21 protein-coding genes are annotated in these 21,432 nt (G+C 75.1%); 3 read left to right on the top strand and 18 right to left on the bottom strand.

Features of this window, described 5'->3' with window-relative positions; genetic code table 11:
- Nucleotides 1-19 precede the first annotated feature (19 nt).
- Genes ACIP5W_RS34100 through ACIP5W_RS34085 form a run of 4 tightly spaced genes read right to left on the bottom strand, consistent with a single transcriptional unit; the run spans nt 20 to nt 4,244 of the window.
- Nucleotides 20-1,006: a beta-ketoacyl-ACP synthase III gene (locus ACIP5W_RS34100; protein ID WP_401481663.1), complete on the bottom strand. Its 987-nt coding sequence runs from the start codon at nt 1,004-1,006 to the stop codon at nt 20-22.
- A complete protein-coding gene (locus ACIP5W_RS34095) occupies nt 1,003-2,739 on the bottom strand; it encodes an acyl-CoA dehydrogenase family protein (protein WP_401481661.1) in 1,737 nt (578 codons plus the stop codon). The genes ACIP5W_RS34100 and ACIP5W_RS34095 overlap by 4 nt, the downstream gene beginning before the upstream one ends.
- Nucleotides 2,740-2,784: 45 nt before the next feature.
- Nucleotides 2,785-4,002 carry a beta-ketoacyl-[acyl-carrier-protein] synthase family protein gene (locus ACIP5W_RS34090; RefSeq protein WP_401481659.1) on the bottom strand — a complete coding sequence of 406 codons (1,218 nt, stop codon included), beginning with the start codon at nt 4,000-4,002 and terminating at the stop codon, nt 2,785-2,787.
- Nucleotides 3,999-4,244, bottom strand: a complete 246-nt coding sequence (locus ACIP5W_RS34085; RefSeq protein WP_311680651.1) for an acyl carrier protein — start codon at nt 4,242-4,244, stop codon at nt 3,999-4,001. The genes ACIP5W_RS34090 and ACIP5W_RS34085 overlap by 4 nt, the downstream gene beginning before the upstream one ends.
- Nucleotides 4,245-4,786: 542 nt before the next feature.
- Here ACIP5W_RS34085 and ACIP5W_RS34080 point away from each other — a divergent pair.
- The 3 genes from ACIP5W_RS34080 (at nt 4,787) to ACIP5W_RS34070 (ending at nt 6,947) form a co-directional block, all read left to right on the top strand.
- On the top strand, nt 4,787-5,242 hold the full coding sequence (locus ACIP5W_RS34080) for a Crp/Fnr family transcriptional regulator (protein WP_401481685.1): 456 nt from the start codon (nt 4,787-4,789) through the stop codon (nt 5,240-5,242).
- Between the two features lie 39 nt (nt 5,243-5,281).
- Nucleotides 5,282-5,962 carry a CBS domain-containing protein gene (locus ACIP5W_RS34075; RefSeq protein ID WP_401481656.1) on the top strand — a complete coding sequence of 227 codons (681 nt, stop codon included), beginning with the start codon at nt 5,282-5,284 and terminating at the stop codon, nt 5,960-5,962.
- A gap of 112 nt (nt 5,963-6,074) precedes the next feature.
- On the top strand, nt 6,075-6,947 hold the full coding sequence (locus tag ACIP5W_RS34070) for a universal stress protein (RefSeq protein ID WP_401481654.1): 873 nt from the start codon (nt 6,075-6,077) through the stop codon (nt 6,945-6,947).
- A gap of 33 nt (nt 6,948-6,980) precedes the next feature.
- Here the strand turns inward: ACIP5W_RS34070 and ACIP5W_RS34065 are convergent, their stop codons facing one another.
- The 14 genes from ACIP5W_RS34065 to acsA form a co-directional block, all read right to left on the bottom strand.
- The gene (locus ACIP5W_RS34065; protein WP_401481652.1) at nt 6,981-7,601 is read right to left on the bottom strand and encodes a V-type ATP synthase subunit D; all 621 of its coding nucleotides are present in this window, start codon (nt 7,599-7,601) and stop codon (nt 6,981-6,983) included.
- A complete protein-coding gene (locus tag ACIP5W_RS34060) occupies nt 7,598-9,052 on the bottom strand; it encodes a V-type ATP synthase subunit B (RefSeq protein ID WP_401481650.1) in 1,455 nt (484 codons plus the stop codon). Before ACIP5W_RS34060 ends, ACIP5W_RS34065 begins: the two co-directional genes overlap by 4 nt.
- On the bottom strand, nt 9,049-10,821 hold the full coding sequence (locus ACIP5W_RS34055) for a V-type ATP synthase subunit A (RefSeq protein WP_401481648.1): 1,773 nt from the start codon (nt 10,819-10,821) through the stop codon (nt 9,049-9,051). The genes ACIP5W_RS34060 and ACIP5W_RS34055 overlap by 4 nt, the downstream gene beginning before the upstream one ends.
- The gene (locus tag ACIP5W_RS34050) at nt 10,809-11,360 is read right to left on the bottom strand and encodes a hypothetical protein (protein WP_401481646.1); all 552 of its coding nucleotides are present in this window, start codon (nt 11,358-11,360) and stop codon (nt 10,809-10,811) included. The genes ACIP5W_RS34055 and ACIP5W_RS34050 overlap by 13 nt, the downstream gene beginning before the upstream one ends.
- The gene (locus ACIP5W_RS34045) at nt 11,357-11,596 is read right to left on the bottom strand and encodes a hypothetical protein (RefSeq protein WP_401481644.1); all 240 of its coding nucleotides are present in this window, start codon (nt 11,594-11,596) and stop codon (nt 11,357-11,359) included. The genes ACIP5W_RS34050 and ACIP5W_RS34045 overlap by 4 nt, the downstream gene beginning before the upstream one ends.
- Nucleotides 11,597-11,598: 2 nt before the next feature.
- Nucleotides 11,599-12,015, bottom strand: coding sequence for an ATP synthase subunit C (locus ACIP5W_RS34040; protein WP_401481642.1), 417 nt, complete (start codon nt 12,013-12,015; stop codon nt 11,599-11,601).
- Complete coding sequence (locus tag ACIP5W_RS34035; RefSeq protein ID WP_401481640.1) at nt 12,012-13,502, bottom strand: V-type ATPase 116kDa subunit family protein; 1,491 nt, start codon at nt 13,500-13,502, stop codon at nt 12,012-12,014. The genes ACIP5W_RS34040 and ACIP5W_RS34035 overlap by 4 nt, the downstream gene beginning before the upstream one ends.
- Nucleotides 13,489-14,424, bottom strand: a complete 936-nt coding sequence (locus ACIP5W_RS34030; RefSeq protein ID WP_401481638.1) for a V-type ATPase subunit — start codon at nt 14,422-14,424, stop codon at nt 13,489-13,491. The genes ACIP5W_RS34035 and ACIP5W_RS34030 overlap by 14 nt, the downstream gene beginning before the upstream one ends.
- Nucleotides 14,425-14,447: 23 nt before the next feature.
- The gene (locus tag ACIP5W_RS34025; protein WP_401481636.1) at nt 14,448-15,062 is read right to left on the bottom strand and encodes a hypothetical protein; all 615 of its coding nucleotides are present in this window, start codon (nt 15,060-15,062) and stop codon (nt 14,448-14,450) included.
- A 485-nt stretch (nt 15,063-15,547) separates the two neighbouring features.
- Complete coding sequence (locus tag ACIP5W_RS34020) at nt 15,548-15,799, bottom strand: acyl carrier protein (RefSeq protein ID WP_401481634.1); 252 nt, start codon at nt 15,797-15,799, stop codon at nt 15,548-15,550.
- A complete protein-coding gene (locus ACIP5W_RS34015) occupies nt 15,796-17,463 on the bottom strand; it encodes a 2-oxo acid dehydrogenase subunit E2 (protein ID WP_401481632.1) in 1,668 nt (555 codons plus the stop codon). Before ACIP5W_RS34015 ends, ACIP5W_RS34020 begins: the two co-directional genes overlap by 4 nt.
- 2 nt (nt 17,464-17,465) lie before the next feature.
- Complete coding sequence (locus ACIP5W_RS34010) at nt 17,466-18,464, bottom strand: alpha-ketoacid dehydrogenase subunit beta (protein WP_401481683.1); 999 nt, start codon at nt 18,462-18,464, stop codon at nt 17,466-17,468.
- Nucleotides 18,465-18,466: 2 nt separating this feature from the next.
- Nucleotides 18,467-19,585 carry a pyruvate dehydrogenase (acetyl-transferring) E1 component subunit alpha gene (pdhA, locus tag ACIP5W_RS34005; RefSeq protein WP_401481630.1) on the bottom strand — a complete coding sequence of 373 codons (1,119 nt, stop codon included), beginning with the start codon at nt 19,583-19,585 and terminating at the stop codon, nt 18,467-18,469.
- Nucleotides 19,582-21,372, bottom strand: a complete 1,791-nt coding sequence (gene acsA / locus ACIP5W_RS34000; RefSeq protein ID WP_401481628.1) for an acetate--CoA ligase — start codon at nt 21,370-21,372, stop codon at nt 19,582-19,584. The genes pdhA and acsA overlap by 4 nt, the downstream gene beginning before the upstream one ends.
- Nucleotides 21,373-21,432 lie beyond the last annotated feature (60 nt).

Here is a 21,432-nt window from a genome sequence, read left to right as displayed (position 1 = left end):
GACGGTCGGGAGGGCGGGCTCACGCCCGTACGTCGCACACGGCTTCCGTGTCGGGCCAGACGAGTGCCGCGGAGCCCCAGGTGAGGCCGCCGCCGAAGGCGGTCAGGACGAGGCGGTCGCCCTGCCGGATCCGGCCGTCGGCGGCCGCGTCGGCCAAGGCGAGCGGGATGGAGGCGGCGGCCGTGTTGCCGACGTCGGCGATGTTGGAGACGACGCGCTCGGCGGGCAGCCCCAGGCGTTTGGCCACGGACGTGAGGATGCGCTGGTTGGCCTGGTGCCCGACGAAGGCGTCGATGTCGTCGGGGCTCCAGCCCGCTGCCCGGGCCACCGACCGGGCCGACCCGGTCATCGTGGTCACGGCGCGGGTGTACACGGCGCGGCCCTGCATGGTCAGGTGGTCGCCGCCGGGCGGGATGGTGATCAGGTCCGCTCCGGTGCCGTCGCTGCCGAGTTCGCAGTGGAGCAGCGCGCCGGGCGCGTCCCGCGTTCCGCGTTCCAGGACGACCGCTCCGGCGCCGTCGCCGAAGACGACGGCGGTGGTGCGGTCGGTCGGGTCGACGATGGACGAGTAGACATCGGCGCCGATGACCAGGGCGCGTTCGCAGGTTCCGGAGGTGACCATGGCGGCCGCCGCGGAGAGCCCGTAGACGAAGCCGGAGCACACGGCCGACAGGTCGAAGGCGGCTGCCTCCAGGCCGAGCCGGGAGGCCACCGTGGGGGCGGTGGCGGGGCAGCGCCGGTCCGGTGTGGTGGTGGCCAGCAGGACCAGGTCGCAGTCGTCCCGGCCGGCCGACTTCAGCGCGGCGGCGCCGGCGGCGACGGCCAGGTCTCCGGTGCCGGTGCCGGGCGAGGCCCGGTGACGGCGTGCGATGCCGGTGCGGCTGTGGATCCAGGCGTGGTCGGTGTCCAGGTGGCGGGAGAGGTCGTCGTTGGTGACGACGGTCTCCGGCAGACAGGTGCCGAGGCCGGTGACGACGGCGGCCGGAGCGGGGTACGGACCGGTCATGCGAGGGTGCCTCCTTCCGGTGCGGCCGTGGGCGCGACGGCGGCCCCGAGGTGCTCGTGGGCCGCGATCACGTGGCGTTCGGCGAAGTCAGGGCGGGCGATGGGCGCGGTGATCAGCGCCTCGGGGACGGCGAGGGCGTCGAGCAGTTCCGGCCCGTCCGCCGGGGCGGCGGCAGCGGCCTGGCGGGTCTCCTCCAGCCGGAGCACCGCGGCGGAATCGAGGATCCCGGCCCGCAGCCCGGTCAGCGCGTGTTCCAGCAGGCAGCCGGCCGCGTACTGGCCCCTCAGCCGGGCGCCCGGGGAGCTCTCGGGGTGGGCGTACCAGTGCCCGAGCGCCAGCGTCTGGTAGACGGCGCGCGCCCACCGGTTGCTGGCCTCGCCGGGGCCGGACTGTTCGACGTGGTCGAGCAGGGCGTCGCAGATCCGGCGCAGCTTCAGCACCGGGTCCGCGCCGCCGGACGCGGCGACCGTGTCGTCGAGGACGGCGTCGAAGTCCTCGCGGTGGCGCAGGGCGTAGCGCGAGGCCTGGTAGCCGAGGACGGTGTTGTCGCCGCCGAAGGTGACGGCGATCTCGTAGTCGTGCAGCAGGGGCGCGATCTGGTTGTCGTCGTGGTAGCCGAGGCCGCCGCAGAGTTCGCGGGTCTCGGCGAGGGTGTGCCGGGCGTCGGCGGTGCAGCCGGACTTGCCGCAGGAGATCAGGGCGTGCACCACCTGGTCGCGGGCGGGGCGTTCCCGGGCGGCGCGGGTCACGGCGACGGAGGTGAGGGCCTCCATGGCGTGCCGGGCGGCGAGCGCCCGGCCCACGGCGGTGGTCAGCCGCATGCGGTAGTGGGCGTGGCCGATCAGCGGTGCGCCGAAGGCGTGTTTGACGACGGCGAACCGGGTGGTGACCGCGCAGGCGAGACGCTGGGCGTGGGCGGCGCCCACGGACGGGAAGAGCCGCTCGTGGGTGAAGGTGGCCAGGCACTCCTCGAACCGCCGGTGGCGGGGCAGCGGGGAGCTGTAGGCGCCGTCGGGGCCGACGGTGGCCCACCGGTCCATCAGCGCGGACAGCGGCAGCCGGCAGTCGGTGAAGGTCAGCAGTCCGGTCTGGTTGGCCGTCACGCCGCCCTTGGGTTCCGCCCGGCCGATGCGCACCCCGGGCAGCGTCCGGCCGCCCTCGCGCAGCGGCACCCGGAACCAGTGGTGGCCCTCGTCGCGGCCGGCGACCTCCAGCCGGCCCAGGACCATGGCGACGTCACCGGTGTGCAGGCTGTTGCCGATCCACACCTTGGCGTCGGCGGCGCTCGGGGTGTTCAGGACCAGGGTGTGCTCGTCGGGGTCGTAGACGGCCGTGGTGCGTACCCGCTTCAGGTCGGAGCCGGCGTGCAGTTCGGAGGCGGCGAAGCAGTACACCTTCGCCATCCGGTCGATCTCCGGACCGTAGGACCGGACCTGGCCGGGGCCGCCGTGGCTCAGCAGCGCGTCTCCGGCGATCTGGTGCGAGACCAGGACGTTGAGCAGGGACAGGTCGTAGGCGCCGATCCAGCCCATGGTGCGCAGGAAGCCGGGGAAGTCGGCGCCGTCCCCGCGGCCCAGCCAGAGGGAGTTGGCGGTCAGCCCTGCCCGGTTCAGGAGTCGTGCCCGGCGCAGCGTCAGCAGGCTGTAGTCGTAAAGGCCCTGGCCGGCCGGCCGCACAGGGGTGAACTCGGGCCCGGCGAGCACCCGGGCCAGTTCTTCTTCGCGTTGCGTCATGGACTCCCCCAGGAACGGGTCGCTCGGTTCGGTGGCGGCGGTGGGTCAGGCGTCGAGCAGCAGGGCGCAGTTGCTGCCGCCGAACCCGAAGGAGGTGCTCAGGGCGACGGTGGCGCCGTGCCGGCGGGCGCCGCCCAGGACCAGGTCCAGCTCGGGCAGTTCCGGGTCGGGCCGTTCGGTGTGCGCGATCGGCGGCAGGATGCCGGTGCGCAGGCTGCGCAGGGTCAGCACCGCCTCGATGGCTCCGGCCGCGCCGAGGGTGTGGCCGAGGAGTCCCTTGTTGGCGGTGACCGACGGGCCGTGCGGGAACAGCCGCGCGATGAGCCGGCTCTCGGTCAGGTCGTTCGCCGGGGTGGAGGTGCCGTGGGCGTTGACCGTCCCGACGTCGGCCGGGCTCAGGCGGGCCTGTTCCAGGGCCTGGCGCACGGCGGCCTCGGCGCCCGCGCCGTCGGGACGCGGGGCGGTGGGGTGGTGGGCGTCGGAGGTGCTGCCGTAGCCGAGCAGCCGGCCGAGCACCTCGGCGCCGCGGGCACGTGCCTTGGCGGGCTTCTCCATGACCACGGCGGCGGCGCCCTCGGAGATGACGAACCCGTCGCGGTCGGCGGCGAACGGCCGGGAGGCGTCGGGCCCCTTCTGCGCGGACAGGGCGCCCATGCGGGCGAAGCCGGACACCACCACGGGGGTCACCCCGGCGTCGGTGCCGCAGGCGATCACCGTGTCGCACAGGCCCGCGTCCAGGAGGGTCTTGCCGAGGCCGAGCGCCACCGCGCCGGAGGCGCAGGCCGCCACCACGGTGTGGCTGGGTCCGGTGATGCCGTGGCGCAGGCTGACGGCGCCCGCCGCCATGTTGGTCAGTGAGCGGGGGTGCAGGTACGGGGAGACGATCCCGGGGCCACCGCGCGCGAGCCGCTCGTGCTGCTCGTGCAGGGTCGTCGTGCCGCCGAGACCGCAGCCGACGACGACGCCGACCCGGCTGCCGTCCCAGCTTGCGGAGTCGAGGCCGGAGGCGGCCAGGGCCTCGTCGACGGCGGCGAGGGCGAAGCGGATGAACGGGTCGGTGCGTGCCGTTCCCCGCCCTTCCAGCTGTCCGGGGCGCAGGGGCGGCACCCGCAGGCTGTGCCGGACGCCGGTGCCCTCCAGCGGCTCGGGGTCCCCGGACTCCAGGGAGCGGGCCTCGCACAGCGCGTCCCAGGTGGAGTCGGTGTCGGTGCCGGCCGGCGTCACCAGTCCGGTGCCGGTGATGGCGACGGGCCCGTCGGTCACGCCGCTTCCCGACCCGATCCGGCCAGGGCGACGATGTCCCCGACGGTGAGGTCGGCCATGCGGGTCTCCTCGCCCTCCAGGTCGATGCCCGTCTCCTCCTTGATGCGGACGATCAGTTCGGCGACGGCCAGCGAGTCCAGCTCCAGCGTGCGCAGGCTGACGTCGTCGGCTATCTCTCCGGGGTCGACCTCCAGGTCCTCGGCCAGGATGGTGTGCACGATCGTCTGCGCGTCGATGCTCACGGCTGTCACCTCAGTCGGTTGTCGGGGGGACCGGCGCTGCCGGCGAGTTCGGATCCACTGTGCTGGCGGTGGATATGAGCCACCTATCGCGCCGTTATCGCGTGCCCGGCGCCTTCGGTGGCGGGCACCCCGGCCGGCACCGACCTCGATGCCGTCGTCGCTTGGAGCGGCATCGGCGGCCTGGCGGCGGCCGCCTTCGCCGCGTCGCTCCTGGCCACGATCGGGCCGACGCGCCGCCGCCGTCCGCCCGGCGCTCGCGGTCCGCGTCACCGAGCAGCGGGCGGCCGCGGACGGGCCCACCGCGCCGGCGGTACGGCACCCGCGTCGTCGGGGGTGGTCCGCGGCCGCCGTCCCCCGTCCGGGTTGCGCCGGGCCTGTTTGCGGCGATGGTGGAGTCATGCGGCCGGGAGCGGGCGGCCACCGGGTCCCGGTCCCCGCCCCGGCCGCGCGTCGGCCCGCGCGTCGGCCGCGTGCCGAGACCTCGGTGACCGGACCGGAGTCCGTATCCCCCGTCGAGGTCACGGAGAAGGGAGTCCATCGTGGTGGCGAGGACCGGCGTTTTCGGCGCCCTGAGCAAAGAGCACGGCGAGCAGCTCATGGCGCTCGCGCACGAGGTGTCGTTCGCGGCGGGCGAGCGCATCTTCGACGAGGGCGGCGTGGCCGACCGCTTCTGGATCATCCACACGGGCACGGTGGCACTCGACCTGCGCGTGCCCGGTCAGCGGCCGGCGGTCGTCGAGACCCTCGGTGCCGGAAAGCTGCTGGGCTGGTCCTGGCTGGTCCCTCCCCACCGGTGGCACCTGGGGGCGGAGGCCGACAGCCCGGTGCGTGCCTACGAGTTCGACGCGGCGGCGGTCCGTGAGATGTGCGCGAAGGATCCGGGGCTGGATCACGAGCTGTGCACCTACGTCTCCGGCGTGCTCGCGCGCCGGCTCAGGTCCGCCCGGGTGCGACTGCTCGACCTGTACGCGCCGCACGGTGCGGGCGAGGTTCCCTGACCAGGCGGAACGAGACACAACGGAACGAGGTGCTCGGCAGTGCCGCAGACCCCGCACATCGTGAGCGACGTGATGACCCCGACGGTCGTGGCCGTCGGCCGTGACGCGCCCTTCAAGGAGATCGTCCGGACCATGGAGCAGTGGAAGGTGAGTGCCCTGCCCGTCCTCGAGGGCGAGGACCGGGTGGTCGGCGTCGTCTCCGAGGCCGACCTGCTGCCCAAGGAGGAGTTCCGCGACGGCGACCAGGGCCTCGTCGAGGAACGCCAACGGCTGTCCGACGTGGCGAAGGCCGGGGCGGCCACGGCGGCGGAGCTCATGAGCGCTCCCGCGATCACGGTCCACGGCGACGTCACGCTGGCGCAGGCCGCCCGGATCATGGCCGTCCGGCACGTCAAGCGTCTGCCCGTGGTCGACGACATCGGCATGCTCCAGGGCATCGTCAGCCGGGCCGATCTGCTGAAGGTCTTCCTGCGTCCGGACGACGACATCGAGGAGGAAGTCCGGCGCACCGTGGTGTCGTACCTCTTCCCGGGCTTCAGCCACGCCATCCACGTGAACGTGCACGAGGGGGTCGTCACCCTCCGCGGGCACATTCGCGACACCTCGCTCGTCCCGGTCGCCGTACGCCTCGTACGCGCCGTGGAGGGCGTCGTGGACGTCGAGCCCCACCTCACCGTCCGGCCCGGGCCGGACGACACCGGCGCGCAGGAGGCGCGGTGAGCCGCTGCGGCGGCGTGCCCCGCGGGGCGGTGCCGTGGCGGCCCCCGACGAGTGCGGTCACGCTGGGAAGGACAGGCAACGGACGGCGGCACGGGAATCTGCTGGAGGTGCCATGAGTGGTGCGCACGGGCGTGAGCCGATCGTCGTGGGCGTCGACCCGGATCCCTCGAAGCGGCTGGCCCTCGCCTGGGCCGCCGACGAGGCCGAACGCCGTGGTCTGCCGGTGCGGCTCGTCCACGCCCAGGGTGTGCCGACGGGCGGATACCGCACGGGCGAGGCGCGGGCGTCCTGGGAGGAGTGGAACCGCACGCTGCACGAGGCGGGGGCCAGGACCCTCGAGGAGGCGGTCGCCTTCGTGGAGTCCCGGCAGCCGGCCGTGGAGGTGTCGACGGTGCTGGCGGAGGGAGAGCCGGCGTGGGTGCTGCGCGAGGAGGCGGGGAAGGCCTCCCTGGTCGTGGTGGGCTCCTGGCACCTGAGTACCCGGCGCGAACTGTTCACCTCCGCCTCCGTGGCGCTCCCGGTGTCCGCCCACGCTCCCTGCCCCGTCGTCGTCCTTCCCGAGCCGGAGCACGTCACCGAGGAGCCCCCGTACTTCGTCGTCGGTGTCGACGGCAGTCCGCACGCGGCGGCGGCGGTGGACGTGGCGTTCGAGGAGGCGGCCCTGCGCGGAGCGGTCCTCAGGGCCCTGTACGTGTGGCATCCGCCGCTCCTCGGCGTGCTGGACGAGGACGCCGCCGTGCAGGAGTGCCGCCGGGTGCTGTCGGAGACGGTCGCGGGCCGGACCGCGAGGTATCCGGGAGTGGAACTGCACCACGAGGTCGTCCGGGGCCACCCCGTGCAGGTCCTGACGGAGGCCTCGGAACACGCCCTGGGCCTGGTCGTCGGCACCCGCGGGCACGGGGGTTTCAGCGGCATGGTCCTCGGCTCGGTGAGCCAGGGCGTGCTGCACCACGCCCACTGCCCCGTCATCACGGTCCCGGTGTGAGGCGCGGATCCCGCGAGCGCCGGACCTGAGCGGTCACCGCTCGAAGGTGCGAGCCGCCCAGCGCCGCCGGACACCGTCCTCGTGCTCGGCCTGCTCCAGGGTCAGCTCGGCCCGGTCGAGCGCCTCCCGCAGGCGTGGGATCCAGTGGCGCCGCAGGGCACGGACCCGGTGCCGGGTGCTGACGACCTCCGCGCCCATCAGCTCGGCGGCGTCGTGGGCGACGGCGTACTCGGCGGCGGCGCGCAGGGCACGGCCGTAGACCGCCTCGGCGTGGACGAGTGCCGTGTTGGTGGGCGCGGCGGAGGTGGGGGTGCGGGCGGGCACCGCCACGGAGACCGCGGCCGGGCGGTGCACTCCGAGGGAAGCGGTCCAGCCCACCGTGACCTCGGCGGGGCCGATGCCTGCCGCGGCCGCGTCCAGGGCCTGCTCCCCGCCGAGGAGCAGGCCCCGCAGCAGCCAGGTCTCGGCCTCGGACAGCAGGTCGCCCCACGCACGGGCGGCCGCCTCCTCCGCTTGCAGCAGCCGCCGGTGCTCGGTGCGCAGGACGCGGAGCTTCCGCTCCAGCAGGCCGGCCCCGCGTTCGGCGACGTCGAGGCTGCGACGCAGCCGCAGCCGTCCGGCACGGCCGGGCGGCGTACGACGGGCACCGGTCATCCGGGCACCTCCCCGTCACGCTCGTCGACGGCGTCGCGGTCGTCGGGACGGCCGAGGTCGTCGGGACGGTCGAGGTCCTTCGCCCCGTGGGCGTCGAGGAGATCGGCGGGGAGCATGGAGAGCTGGCTGCGGGGCAGCGTGAGCAGGGCCCGCCAGCCGCGTTCCAGTGAGGCGTCGAGGCTTCGTGACTCGTCACCGCGCTGGTCGGCGAAGTCGCGCAGGAACGCCTCGTCGAAGTCGAGGTAGCGGCGGTCGGTGGGGCTCAGTGCGGCGTGGCCGACCAGGTCCGCGAGGTCGCGGACCTGCCGGGCGCGGGCCAGGGCGGCCAGCAGCTGGGCCGCGACGTCGAGGTGGTCGTCGCGGGTACGGCCAGGGCCCGCGCCCTTGCGCATCAGCCGGGAGAGGGAGGACAGGGCGTCCAGCGGCGGGTACACGCCCCGCGCGTGGGTCTGGGGCGAGAGCACGATCTGGCCCTCGGTGATGTAGCCGGTCAGGTCGGGGACCGGATGGGTGATGTCGCCGGCGGGCATGGTGAGCACCGGCAGCACGGTGACCGAGCCGGGACGCCCGCGGATGCGTCCGCAGCGTTCGTACAGGGAGGCCAGGTCGCTGTAGAGGTAGCCGGGGTAGGCGCGGCGGGCGGGGATCTCCCCGCGGGCGGCGGAGACCTCGCGCAGGGCCTCGGCGTACGTCGTCATGTCGGTCATGACGACCAGGACGTGCCGTCCCTCGGTGAAGGCGAGGTGTTCGGCGACGGTGAGCGCGATGCGGGGGGTGAGGATCCGTTCGATCACCGGGTCGTCGGCGGTGTTCAGCAGCAGGACCAGTTCCCCGGCCGCGGACCGTTCCTCCAGGACGTCGCGGACGGAGGAGGCGTCGGCGTGCGTCAGCCCCATGCCCGCGAAGACGACGCTGAACGCCTCGCCGCCGACCGTGGCCTGCGCGGCGATCTGGGCGGCCAGTTCCAGGTGCGGCAGCCCGGCCACCGAGAACACCGGCAGTTTCTGCCCGCGGACCAGTGTGGTCAGGGCGTCGATGGCGCCGACGCCGGTGAGCACCGGTTCGGACGGCGGTTCGCGCCGCACCGGGTTGACGGGGGCGCCGCCCACCTCGGCCAGGTGGGAGCCGAACACGGGCGGCCCGTCGTCGAGGGGGGCCCCGCGGCCGTTGCAGACCCGGCCGAGCCAGTCCGTACCGACCGGGACGCGCAGCGGGCTGCCCGTGAAGGCCGCGCGGACGCCCTGCGGGTCCATGCCCGCGGTGCCCTCCAGCACCTGGACGACGGCCAGGTCGCGGTCGGCGTCCAGCACTATGCCGTGGCGCCGTTCGCCCGAGGCGAGGGTGAGGTGCGCGTACTCGTCCCAGCCGATCCCCGAGACGCCCTCGACGACCGCGAGCGGGCCCCGGAGTTCGCGCACCGCCGTGTACTCGATTCCGCCGGACGGGCTCATGACCGCAACTCTCCCAGCCTGGCGAGCATGGCGTCCCGCCGTGCCGTCACACCGGCGGCGTCGTGCGGTCCGGTGTCCTCCCGTGCGCGCAGCAGCGTGCCGAAGTCGACCTCCTCGACCGACGCCGCCGGCACACCGGAGTCCACCAGTTCCCGGCAGCGGTCGACGACCGCCAGGACGGCGTCGGCCAGGGCGGCCGTCTTCTCCGGCCCGCAGTACGCGTCCCGCTCCGACAGCGCGCTCTGCTGGAGCACGCCCTCCCGCACCAGCCGGCCCGCCAGCACGCTGACACGCTCGCGCGCCGGGAGGGCGGCGATCCCGATCAGGTCCACCAGGTCGGCCAGCCGGTCGGCCTCCGCCAGTGCCGCTCCCACCCGGTCGCGGTGCCGGGACCACTGCGGGTCCCCGGCCGCCCGGTGTCCCGCGGCCAGCACGGGGACGTCCCGGGAGAAGGAGCCGGCCCAGGAGACCGCCGGGTAGTGGCGGGCGTAGGCGAGGTCGCGGTCCAGGGTCCACAGGCAGCGGACGAAGCGTTCGGTGTGGGCCGTGACCGGTTCGCTCAGGTCGCCGCCGGGCGGGGACACCGCGCCGATCACGGTCACCGAGCCCCGGTCCCCGCCGAGTGTGGTCACCGCGGCGGCCCGCTCGTAGAACGCCGCGATGGCCGAGGCCAGTCCGGCCGGGTAGCCCTCCTCCGCGGGCAGGGCGCCGGTACGGGAGGCGAACTCGCGCAGCGCCTCGGCCCAGCGGGACGTCGAGTCGGCGATGACCACCACGTCCAGGCCCATGTCACGGAAGTACTCGGCGACCGTCATCCCCGTGTGGACACTGGCCTCGCGCGCCATCATCGGCATGTTGGAGGTGTTGGCGATCGTCACCGTGCGGTCCGCCAGGCGGCCGCCCGTGCGCGGGTCCCGGAGCTCCGCCAGTTCGGTGATGACGTCGGCCATCTCGTTGCCGCGCTCTCCGCAGCCGACGTAGACGATGACGTCCGCGTCGCACCACTTGGCGATCTGCTGGAGCAGCATCGTCTTGCCGGTGCCGAAGCCGCCGGGCACCGCGACGGTGCTGCCCCGGGCCACCGGGAAGAGCAGGTCGATCACCCGCTGGCCGGTGTCGAGTGCCTCGTGGGTGTCGACGCGCTCCCGCACGGGGCGGGGCCTGCGCACCGGCCACAGGGCGCCCAGTCCCACGCCGGTGCCGCCGACCACGGCCACGACGGCGTCCTGCGCCTGGTTCCCGGCAGCGGCGATCCGGGTCACCGTGCCCCCGCAGCCGGGGGGCACGAGGACCTTCAGCCGTGCCGGTCCCGCGCCGGCGACCTCGGCGAGCGGCTGCCCCTCGGCGAGTTCCTCGCCCTCCGCCGCGAGGGGGGAGAAGGCCCAGGTGCGTTCCCCCGCCGCGGTCCGCCGCGTCCCCGGCAGCAGCCAGTCGCCGGCGGCGTCCAGCGGGCGCAGCAGTCCGTCGAAGATCCCCCCGAGCAGCTGCGGTCCGAGCCGCACCGACAGCGGGCGGCCACGGGGCAGCGCCGGCTGTCCCGGAGCGAGCCCGCCGGTGTACTCGTACGCCTGGACGGTGACCACGTCGCCGCTGATGGCCACGACCTCGCCGGGCAGTCCGGCGGGGCCGACCGAGACCAGGTCGTACATCGCGGTGCCGCGCGCGTACTCGATCTCGACCAGAGGTCCGGTGACGCGCAGGATCCGGGAGACCGGCTGCCCGGCGCCGGCCGGCGCGTCCGTCCCGGTGGACTGCCTCACTCCTCCCACAGGGTCCGCACCTCCGCCGCCATGCTGTCCAGGGCGCGGTCGGCCAGGGCGGTCAGCGACAGGTCGACCAGCTTTCCGGGTACCTGGGCCATCACTCCCCCGTCGGCGGGCTCGGTGACCTCGGCGTCCGGGCCGAGGAGCGTGCGGGCGCGCTGTTCCAGCCGCTCGCAAAGACCGGCGTAACCGTCGGTCCGGCGCAGTTCACGGACTCGTTCGGCGGCCCGGCGGCGCAGTTCCTCGTACGGTTCGCGCCGGGCGGACAGCGTGCGGGACCCGGCCTCCCGGCGGGCCCTGACGAGGCGGCCCCGGGCGGCTTCGGCGCCGTCGGCCTCGCCCTGCAGCCGGGCCTCCTCGAGGATGGACCGGGCCCGGTCCTCGGCCTGGCCGAGCCGGGCGGCGGCCTCCCGCCCGGCGCGGGCAAAGAGCGCCTCCGCGTCGGCGTGAGCGGCTCGCAGCAGCTCCGCCCGGACCGGGTCGAGGGCGTCGGCCCGGCCCGGGTCGCAGGCGTGCGTCGCGCGGTCGGCGGCCCGGGACGTCATGGCGGCATCACGGTGGTCAGCCGGCGGCGGCCCGTGGACACCGTGGGGTCCAGGTCCCGGTCCCGGTCCAGGGCCTCGGCCGCGGCAGGGGTGAGGATCACCAGGTCGACGCCGTCCGGCAGGCTCCGCCAGGCCCGGCGTACGGCCTCGGGGTCGTCGGCGGCCAGGACGACCGCGCCGGCCAGCGCGAGGCCGGCCACCCGCGACCGCTCTCCGAGGGCGGCGACGCGTCCCACGGTCACGCCTTCCCGATGAGGATGACCGCGACGACCAGCCCGTAGATGGCGATGCCCTCGGCCAGGCCGACGATGACCATGGCCCGGCCGAACAGTTCGGGCCGTTCGCTGAGCGCGGCGAGGGCGGCCGCGCCGGTGTAGGCGACGGCGATGCCGGCGCCGATGGTGGACGCGGCCACCGCGATCGCGGCGCCGATCAGGGCGGCGGAGCCGGAGCCCGAGTCCTGGGCCGCCGAGGTCGCGGCCTGTGCGGATCCGCCGCCCAGCGCCAGGGTCAGCACCACGGTGGCGGCGACCAGGAGCACGGCGTCGGCGGCGACCATCCACCACAGGGCCGTGCGGCCCGAGCGCCGCAGCGCCAGGCGTGCGGCGACGAAGCCCGCCGCGATGACGGGCAGTGCCAGGAACCAGGTGGTCACGGGTGCTCCTCCCTCGCCGGGCCGGGCCGGGCGGGCTCCGCCGCCGCGGGCGGCCCGGAGCCGCCGGCCGGGCCCGGGACGTGCTCGACGGGCAGGTGCCAGGGTCTGAAGGGACGTCCCTCTCCCTCGAAGAGCCGGGAGAAGAGTTCGTAGTACTCGAGGCGCAGCGCCTGGACGCCGGCCACCAGTGCCTCCAGCGAGAAGGCCAGGGCGTTGCCCGCGAGGAGGACCAGCAGCGCGGCGGCCACTCCGGCCGGGCCCCGGCCCGCCAGGGCCCTCGTGCCGTCCCAGACGATCGCGCCGAGCGCCGCGTGGGTGAGCCCGAAGGCCGCCAGCCGTGCGAAGGACACGACGTTGGAGGCGGTGCGGACCGTCGTGTCGAGGAGCTGGACGGCGGTCTGCACGGCTCCGCCGGGGCCGCCCGCCGTGGTGGCGTACAGCCCCGCCCCGGCCAGGGCCAGGCCGGTGAGGGCGATGACGGCTCCCGCGGCGGCGAACGCCGGCCGGCCGAGCCACACGCAGCCGGCGACGGCGGCGAGACCGAGGTAAAGCACGGCTCCGGCGATGCCGGTCTGCGAGTACGTGGCCGCGGCCGGTCCGTTCTCCCGCCACCGGTTCACGATGCCCACGGCGTGGGCGAGGGCCAGCAGCACGGCGCCGAGCACGACGGCGGCGGCCAGCAGCCGCATGGGCTCCTCCAGCGGTGCCAGCCACAGCGCGGGGAGGACTCCGGTCGGGCCGAAGAACTCGCCGTACGCCACCCCCGCCAGCGTGGCGGCGAGTCCGGCCGAGGCGACGAAGGGCCACAGCGGGCGCAGGGCGGCGAGCCGGCGCGGCCGGCCGGCGCGCAGCAGGAGGGCGAGGGCGACGAGCAGCAGCCCGTGCCCGGCGTCGCCGAACATCACGCCGAACATCACCGCGTAGACGATCCCGGCCGGCAGGGTGGGGTCGAGGTCGGCGTAGGGCACGGTGCCGTACGTGCTGACCAGCGGGGTGAAGGAGCGGCGCACGGCTCTCGCCGGGTGCGCGCCGTCCGCTCCGGTCAGCAGGGTCGGCGGATCGACGCCGCGCGGGGTCCTCAGCACCAGCAGCGCGCCCCCGGCACCGGCGATGCGGGCCGCGGTGGCGTCCACCTCCGCCTCGGGGCACCAGCCGGCGAGCGCGGCGGCCTCGCCGTGCCGGACGGCGCTGCCGAGGCGTTCCTCCAGTTGTGCCTCGCCCGCCAGGAGGTCGGTCCGGCCCGCGCGTTCCAGGGCGTCCAGGTCGGGGGGAGCCCCGCTGAGGACCGGTCGGGCCGGCTCGGTGCGCAGCCGTCGCAGGCGCGTCGCGGCGGGCCCGTGTGCTCGCGGCCCGCCTTCGCCGGTGACGTCGATCTCGACGCGGCCCGCCTCGGCGATCCGGACCAGGCTCTCCCGCAGCGCCTTCTCGGGGGCCACGACGGCCACCCTGCGCATCCTGACCGGGACCACCGGCTCAGCCCGGACCATCGAACACATCCCCGGTCCGGTCCCCCGGCCCACCGCCGCGTGCGGCCAGTTCCAGCGCGCCGCGGGTCCGCCATGCGTCGGCCGACAGCAGTGCGGCGGCTCCCACGACCGGCTGGGGACCGAAGCGGGCCCGGCGCAGCAGTTCACGGCCGTCCCGTTCGACCGCGTCCCACCACCGGGCCTCCGCCCGCCAGAGGCCCGCCGCGTCCTCGACGTCCTCCAGCAGCCACCCGGCGGTGGCCGGCAGCGCCTGCCGGAATTCCGCGTACGACGCGGCGGCCACCGCTCGGGGGCCGAGCAGGCGTGCCGCCCGGTGGGCGGAGACGTCCGGCAGGCGGCGGCCGACGACGAACACCTCGCGCCCGAGGAGCAGGGCGAGCCGGGCCGCCGCCCAGCGCTGCGCGCCGGGAACGGCGGCGGCGAGGCGCAGGGCGGCCGCGACCCGCATGCCGGTGGCGATCGCGGCCGGCGGGTCGCCCCCGGGGTCGCCCCAGGCGGAGGCCGCCAGCGCGGTGCGCAGTTCCGAGGGCGAACGAGCGGCGGCGACCCGTGTCCAGGCGATCGACAGCGCGCCCAGACGGTAGGGCGGGGGGTGGAGGCGTTGCCCGCCCGGGGGTTCCGGGTCGGCCGTGAGTGCGCGCAGACGGTGTTCGGTGTTGGAGATCTCGAATCCGGCGGCGAGTGCCCGGACGGCGTCCGTGCCGTCGGCCGGCTGCCAGCCGGCGAGGACCCGCAGATGCCACAGCAGGGTCGTCGAGACGGCCCGCTGGGCTTCGGCCGGCGTGGTGCCCGGGGTGACGTCGCGCCGGTACGGGGTGGCCGCCAGGTAGCGCAGCGCGTCGTCGAGTCCGCCTGCGGACGCCACCTGCCCGATGCCCTCGGCACCCAGGCACCTGGTCCGCAGCGCCCGTGCCCGGGTCACACCCGCCACCCGGCCCGCCCCCATCAGGAACCCCCTGCCCGTGGTCTTTGCGGGCTCCCCGGCTCCCCGGCCCGGTGGCCTCCCGACGGGTCCTGGGCCCGGCGGCCTCCCGACGGCACGGCCGACGGGTCCTGGGCCCGATGGCCTCCCGGCGGCACGACCGACGACTCCTCGGCCCGGCGGCCTCCCGACGGCACGGCCGACGCCCCGTCCGCCGCGAGGTCCTCGAGCACCAGGGCGAGCACCCGGTCGACGAGCACGGGGATCCGGTTCCCGGCACGGTCGCGTACGGCGGTCGCCTCACGTTCCGCCTCGGCGAGCAGCGCCGCGGCCTCGCCGTCGGCCGCGCGCAGCACCTGCTCGGCGGTGCGCGCCCGCACCTGACGGGCCTCCTCACGCGCCGCGGCCACGATGGCCTCGGCCCGCTGTTCGGCCGCACGGCGGCGCGAGGCGGCGGCGGCCTCGGCCCGTTCGCGTACGCGCCGGGCTTCCGCCTCCGTCTGTTCGAGCAGAGCCAGGGGCGGTACGAGTTCGGCACGGAGTTCGGCGGAACGGTCCGCGGGGACACCGCCCGGTGCGGCCCGGCCCGGCGAGACCGCCGGCCGGAACCGCGTCAGGAAGTCCCGGAAACGCGTCACACGCTCTCCTCCAAGTGGACCAGGCCCCGCTCCCCAGTCTCCCCGGTGGTCGGTGACCTGTCGCGCCGTCCCGGCCGCCCGCCCCCGACGGGGCGTCGACCCAGAGGCCACGGCGGCTGATCGGTGCGAGAGTGAGCCCGTGGCGAACGTCGTTCCCGGAAGGCAGCCGTGAGCGACTTCGAGCACAGCCGGGCGGAGCAAGAAGCCCGCCACACCGCTCCGGGCCGCGCCTGGGCACCCCGGGAGACGCTTCGCCAGGGCCTCCTGCGCCGCTGCCTCGGGCCGTCGCCGGCGCCGCGTCGGCGCGGAGCGCCGGGCCTCCTCGCGGTCACCGGCCGTACGCGGCCGGCTCGTCGGTGTGGTGCGCCGGTACGGCCTGTTGCGTGTCCTGATCCGTGACGGCACCGGGATCCGCGCCGAGGCGGTCCGAGCGGTTCGCGTCCACGGCGGACACGTCGCGCGGGGCCCGTCACGCGGAGGGCCCGTCAGCCCGAGCGGGCGACGAGGAAGTCGGCACTGCCGGACAGGGTGGTCAGCCGGGGCGTGTCCTCGTCCTCGATGCGGACCCCGGACCGTTCGCCGAGCACCTCGACGAAACTCAGGAAGTCCAGCGAGTCCATCTCCAGCGCGTCGCGGAACGCCTCGTCGGGCCCCAGGGCGGCGACATCGGCGTCGGGGACGACGCGGGAGATCGATTCCCGCACCATGTCCAGTGCTTCGGTTCGGTCGATGTTCACAGTCGCTCCGGGTTCTGCAGGAGGCGGGTGACCGCCGTGAGGTAGCGGGCGCCGACGGCACCGTCGGTCGCCCGGTGGTCGGCCGAGAGGGTCGCGGTGACGACGGGCCGCACGCCGAGCAGGCCGTCGACGGCGCACGGCCGGTCGACCACCCGCCCGAAGCCGACCAGGGCCACCTGCGGCGGGTGGATCACTCCGAACACGGTCTCGACACCCTGGTCTCCGAGGTTGGTGACCGTGATCGTGGCGTCCGAGACCTCCGATCCCCGCAGCCGGCCGGTACGGGCCCGGGTGACCAGGTCCTTCAGGGCCGTCATCAACCGCGGAAGTGCCAGGGTGTCGGCGTGGTGCAGCACGGGCGCGACGAGTCCTCCGCCGCGCAGCGACACGGCCACGCCGAGGTGTACGCCCTCGCCGGCCGTGAAGTGGTCGTCGGTCCAGGACCCGTTCAGCTCGGGTACCTCCCGGGCCGCCAGGGCCGCCGCCTTGAGCAGCAGGGCGGCGGGGAGCAGCCGTTCACCGACCGGACTGCGCCGATTGTGCTCGTGCAGCCAGGCCGCCGCGGCGGCCATGTCCACGGTCGTGGCGAGGTAGTAGTGGGGGATCTCCCGGTTGGCACGGCTCATCAGCCCGGCGATCGCACGGCGCATGGCCGTGTCCCGGGCGTCGGCCCCCTCGTCGGCCCCCTGCGTGTCCGGCCGGCGTTCCGCGCGAGGGGACACCTGCGTGTCCGGCGGACGTTCCGCGGAAGGGGACACCTGAGCCTGCGCGAGCGCGGCCGGAGCCGACGGCCGGAGGGCCGCCCGGCGTACGTCCACGGCGCGGACGGCCGAGTCCCTGCCCGTCCCGGGCACCGTGGCCAGGTCGACGCCCGTTTCGGCGGCGAGCCGCCGGGCGAAGGGCGTGGCCCGCACGCGCGAGCGCCGGGTGACGGACCGGGCGGCCGCCGCTTCCTCGACGTCGGTCCGGGTGACCCGCCCTCCGGGGCCGGACCCGTGCAGTCTCTCCAGGTCGACGCCGCTCTCCTCGGCCAGGTGCCGGACCAGGGGGCCCGCCTCCAGGTGGCCGCCCTGCCGCGCGGTGGTCGGCGCCGGGGCCGGGGCGGCGGCGGTTCCGGGAGGCGGGGGCGGCGGCTCGGCAGGCCCGCCCTTCTTCGACGCACGACGGGCCGCTCGGCGCTTCTCCGCCTTGACGGCCTTGTCGGTCCTGGCAGCCTTCTCGGCTTCCTCCGCCTTGCCGGCCTTCTCCACCCTGTCGGCCTTGTGGGCCTTGTGGGCCTTGTGGGCCTTGTGGGCCTTGTGGGCCTTGTGGGCCTTCTCGGTGCGCTCCGTGCCCACCGGCTGCCCGTCCTTGCGGGGCGTCGGGGTCCGGGGCGGTTCCCCCTCCCCCGGCGGTCCGCCGGACGTCTCGGCACCGGCACCGGCACCGGCACCGGCACCGATGAGCGCGAGCGGTGTGCCCACCGGCACCGTCGTACCGGGTTCGACGAGCAGTTCGGCCACGGTTCCGGTGGCGAAGCACTCCACCTCGATGGTCGACTTCGCGGTTTCGACCACCGCGACCGGATCGCCCTTGTGGACGAGGTCGCCCGGTGCCACCAGCCACTCCAGGAGGATGCCCTCGTCCATGTCCGCGCCGAGGGAGGGCATGGTGAACTCGGCCATGGTCAGTCCACCGCCCGGTGGGCGGCCGCGACGATGTCGGCGGTCTGCGGGAGGGCGGCCTCCTCAAGCTGTCTGGCGTAGGGCATGGGCACCTCCGCGCTGCACACCCGTTCGACGGGTGCGTCCAGTTCGTAGAACGACTCCTCGGCGATGCGGGCGGACACCTCGGCGGCGAGGCTTCCCGTCCGCCAGGCCTCGTCGACGACCACCGCACGGTGGGTGCGGGCCACGGAAGCGGCGACGGCCCCGGCGTCGAGGGGCCGGAGTGTGCGCAGGTCGATCACTTCGGCGCTGATGCCCGCGGCGGCCAGTTCGTCCGCCGCCGCGAGGGTCTTGGGCAGCGAACCGCCGTGGGTGATCAGGGAGACATCGGTGCCGGGCCTGCGGATCGCGGCGTGGTCGAGGTCCACGGGTGTGGTGCCGGGCAGGAGTTCGCCGGAGGCGTTGTAGAGGCTTCCGTGCTCGAAGATCAGGACCGGGTCGGGGTCGGCGAGCGCCGGGGCGAGCATGCGGCGGGCGTCGTCGACGGTGGCGGGGGCCAGGACGCGGATGCCGGGGATGTGCGCGTACCAGCCCTCCAGGCTGTGCGAGTGCTGGGCCGCGAGCTGCCGGCCGGCGCCCGTGGTCATGCGGATGACCAGCGGTACGGGCAGCTGGCCGCCCGACATGTGCAGCAGGGTGGCGGCGTTGTTGAGGATCTGGTCGAGGGCGAGCAGGCTGAAGTTGACGGTCATGATCTCGACGATCGGCCGCATCCCGGCCAGGGCGGCGCCGATGCCGGCACCCACGAACCCGGATTCCGACAGCGGGGTGTCGCGGACGCGCGCGGGGCCGAACTCCTCCAGCAGGCCGAGGCTGACGCCGAAGCACCCGCCGTAGCGGCCCACGTCCTCGCCCATCAGGAAGACGCGGTCGTCCGAGCGCAGGGCGTCCCTGAGCGCCTCGCGCATCGCTTCCCGGTAGGTCGTCCTCGCCGCCTCCTGCGGCCCGCCGTCCCCCATGGTCAACTCGCCTCCCTCGCGGCGCTGGTGACGTGGCGCAGGAGATGCTCCACCGGCTCCTCGGGGGCCTGCTCGGCCGCCTGCACGGCGTGGTCGACCTCGGCGGCGACCCGGCGCTCGATCCCGGCGAGCGTCTCGTCGACCGGCTCGCCGTCCTCGCGCATGCGGTCGAGGAGCCGGTCGACGGGGTCCCGTTCCTTCCACCGCTCGACCTCCGCCTTGCCTCGGTAGCGGTCCGGGTCGTACATGGAGTGGGCGCGGAAGCGGTAGGTGCGCAGTTCCAGGAAATGCGGCCCGGCGCCGGCCCTGACGGCCTCGGCGGCCCGGCGGGCGGCCTGTTCCACGGCCTCGACGTCCATGCCGTCGACGGCCCAGGCGACCATGCCGTACGAGGCGGCCCGCATGGCCAGGTCGGTCTGCGCCTCGTGCCGGTCCAGGGCCGTGCCCATGGCGTAGAGGTTGTTCTCGCAGACCAGCAGCAGGGGCAGCCGCCACAGGGCCGCGAGGTTCGCCGTTTCGTGGAACTCGCCCTCGGCGAAGGCGCCGTCGCCGAAGAAGCAGCAGGTGACGCGGCTGTCTGCGCGCATGCGGTCGGCGAGCGCGAGGCCGGCGGCCAGGGGGAGGCCTCCGGCGACGATCGCGTTGCCGCCGTAGAAGCGCCGGCCGGCGTCGAACAGGTGCATCGAGCCGCCCCGGCCGCCGCTGCACCCGGTCGTCCTGCCGTACATCTCGGCCATGACGGCCTCGGACGTGATTCCGCGGGCCAGGGCGTGGCCGTGTTCGCGGTAGGTGGCGACGACCGCGTCCTCGGGTGTCAGTGCCTCGTTGACACCGACGGCTACGGCCTCCTCGCCGATGTACAGGTGGACGAAGCCGCGGATCTTGGTGGCGCTGTACAACTCGACGCACCGCTCCTCGAAGCGCCGGATGCGCACCATGGCCTCCAGCAGGTCCGTCCGGTGCGCGGCGCCGGGGCGGCCGTCCGCAGACGGGGTGCTCGTCGTCCGTGCGGTCGTCGGGGACGGGTCTGCGGTCCTCCGGGTCGCCGCGGTCTTCCGGGTCGCCGCGGTCTTCCGGGTCGCCGGGGCCTTCCGCGGGCGGGTGGTTCGGGGCGGGCTCATGCGGATCCCTCCAGGGTGGACAGGTCTCCCTCGGGCAGGCCGAGTTCGCGTGCGCGCAGCAGACGGCGCATCACCTTCCCGCTGCGGGTCCTGGGCAGGTTCTGGTCGAAGGCGATCTCCCTGGGTGCGACGGCGGGCCCCAGCTTGCGGCGGCCGAAGGCGAGCAGTTCACGCTCCAGATCCGGAGTCGGCGGGACACCGGGGCGCAGCGAGACGAACGCCTTGACGACGTTCCCGGCGACCGGGTCCGGCCGTCCGATCGCCCCGGCCTCGGCCACCGACGGGTGCTCCATCAGCGCGCTCTCCACCTCGAACGGGCCGATCAGGTGGCCGGCCGACTTGATGACGTCGTCGGCGCGCCCCACGAACCAGTACCAGCCGTCCGCGTCCCGGCGCACCAGGTCACCGGTCAGGTACCAGCCGCCGGCGAACGCGGCGTCGTAGCGCTCCCGGTCGTGCAGGTAGCCGCGGAACATGGACGGCCAGCCCGGCCGCAGCGCCAGTTCGCCCTCGACGTCGGCGCCGCGCACCTCGGTGACCCGGCCGCCGGTGACCAGGGCCCGGCCGTCCTCGCCCTGCTCCAGCACGGTCGCCTCGACGCCGGGCAGCGGCCGCCCCATCGAGCCGGGCCGGATCTCGCAGGCGGCGAAGTTCGCGATCATGATGCAGCCGGTCTCGGTCTGCCACCAGTTGTCGTGCACCGGCAGGCCCAGCACGTCCCGGCCCCACAGGACGGCCTCCGGGTTGAGGGGCTCGCCGACGGAGGCTATGAAGCGCAGGGCCGACAGGTCGTGGGAGCGCGGCAGGTCGTACGGACCCTGGCGTGGTGTGGCGCGCATGAGCATGCGCAGGGCCGTGGGGGCGGTGTACCAGACGCCGACCCGCTGTTCGCCGAGGATCCGGTACCAGCGCCGGGCGTCGTAGTCGCCCTCGTCGACGACCACCGTCGCCCCGTGGACGAGCGGGGCGACGATCCCGTACGACATGCCGGTGACCCAGCCGGGGTCGGCGGTGCACCAGTACACGTCCCCGGGGTGCAGGTCGAGCGCGTAGGCGGCGGTGGCGTAGTGGGCGACGACGGCCTCGTGGACGTGGACCGCGCCCTTGGGGGTGCCGGTGGTGCCGCTGGTGAAGTGCAGCAGGGCCATGTCGTCGGGCGCGGTGGGCGGGATGGTGAAGGTGTCCGGGGCGGCGGACATCAGGTCGTCGAAGGAGGAGGTGCCGGGCAGGTCGGCGGCGCCGGGCCCGACGATCAGGACGTGTTCCAGTGCGGGTACCGAGGCCCGGCGTTCGGCGACCTTGCGCCGGTAGAGGGCCGCGGTGGTGACCAGGACGCGTGCGTCGCCGAGCCGCAGCCGCTGTTCGACCGGGTCGGGGCCGAAGGCGGAGAAGAGCGGGCAGAGCACGCCGGTGTTCTTCAGCGTGCCCAGCACCGTGGTGTACAGCTCGGGGCACCGGCCGAGCAGGGTGAACACCCGGTCGCCCCGGCCGGCTCCGAGGGAGCGCAGCACGTTCGCGAAGCGGGCGGTGCGGCGGGCGAGTTCGGCGTACGTGACGGTGGTGACGGAGTCGTCCCGGGCGACGCAGCGCAGGGCGATCCGGTCCGCGTGGTCGGACGCCGCGTGCCGGTCGACCGCCTCGTGGGCCATGTTGAGGCCGCCGCCGGGCAGTCCGGCCAGTTCGGTACGGGCCTGCGCCCAGGTGAAGTCCGAGCGGGCCCGCTCGTAGTCGGCGAGCAGGGGTGGGACGGCCGACGTGGTGTCCTTGCGGATGGTTTCCCGGTGCATCGGTGCTCCTCCCGGCGCTGCGTCCCAGGGGCCGGCCGGCCCGCGCGGGTTTCTGGTCCC

It is taken from the genome of Streptomyces sp. NPDC088766 (assembly GCF_044750845.1).
GTDB lineage: Bacteria > Actinomycetota > Actinomycetes > Streptomycetales > Streptomycetaceae > Streptomyces.
Note: the sequence above shows the minus strand (reverse complement) of the source record. Positions and strands in the feature narration are given on the sequence as shown.

What these genes read in the sequence shown, in the direction of transcription:
- ACIP5W_RS34035 (WP_401481640.1), bottom strand. Translation starts at nt 13,502, where the DNA reads ATGGTCCGGGCTGAGCCGGTGGTCCCGGTCAGGATGCGCAGGGTGGCC.
- ACIP5W_RS34010 (WP_401481683.1), bottom strand. Translation starts at nt 18,464, where the DNA reads ATGGGGGACGGCGGGCCGCAGGAGGCGGCGAGGACGACCTACCGGGAA.
- ACIP5W_RS34060 (WP_401481650.1), bottom strand. Translation starts at nt 9,052, where the DNA reads ATGAGCCCGTCCGGCGGAATCGAGTACACGGCGGTGCGCGAACTCCGG.
- pdhA (WP_401481630.1), bottom strand. Translation starts at nt 19,585, where the DNA reads ATGAGCCCGCCCCGAACCACCCGCCCGCGGAAGGCCCCGGCGACCCGG.
- ACIP5W_RS34095 (WP_401481661.1), bottom strand. Translation starts at nt 2,739, where the DNA reads ATGACGCAACGCGAAGAAGAACTGGCCCGGGTGCTCGCCGGGCCCGAG.
- ACIP5W_RS34050 (WP_401481646.1), bottom strand. Translation starts at nt 11,360, where the DNA reads ATGACGTCCCGGGCCGCCGACCGCGCGACGCACGCCTGCGACCCGGGC.
- ACIP5W_RS34065 (WP_401481652.1), bottom strand. Translation starts at nt 7,601, where the DNA reads ATGACCGGTGCCCGTCGTACGCCGCCCGGCCGTGCCGGACGGCTGCGG.
- ACIP5W_RS34015 (WP_401481632.1), bottom strand. Translation starts at nt 17,463, where the DNA reads ATGGCCGAGTTCACCATGCCCTCCCTCGGCGCGGACATGGACGAGGGC.
- ACIP5W_RS34100 (WP_401481663.1), bottom strand. Translation starts at nt 1,006, where the DNA reads ATGACCGGTCCGTACCCCGCTCCGGCCGCCGTCGTCACCGGCCTCGGC.
- ACIP5W_RS34070 (WP_401481654.1), top strand. Translation starts at nt 6,075, where the DNA reads ATGAGTGGTGCGCACGGGCGTGAGCCGATCGTCGTGGGCGTCGACCCG.
- acsA (WP_401481628.1), bottom strand. Translation starts at nt 21,372, where the DNA reads ATGCACCGGGAAACCATCCGCAAGGACACCACGTCGGCCGTCCCACCC.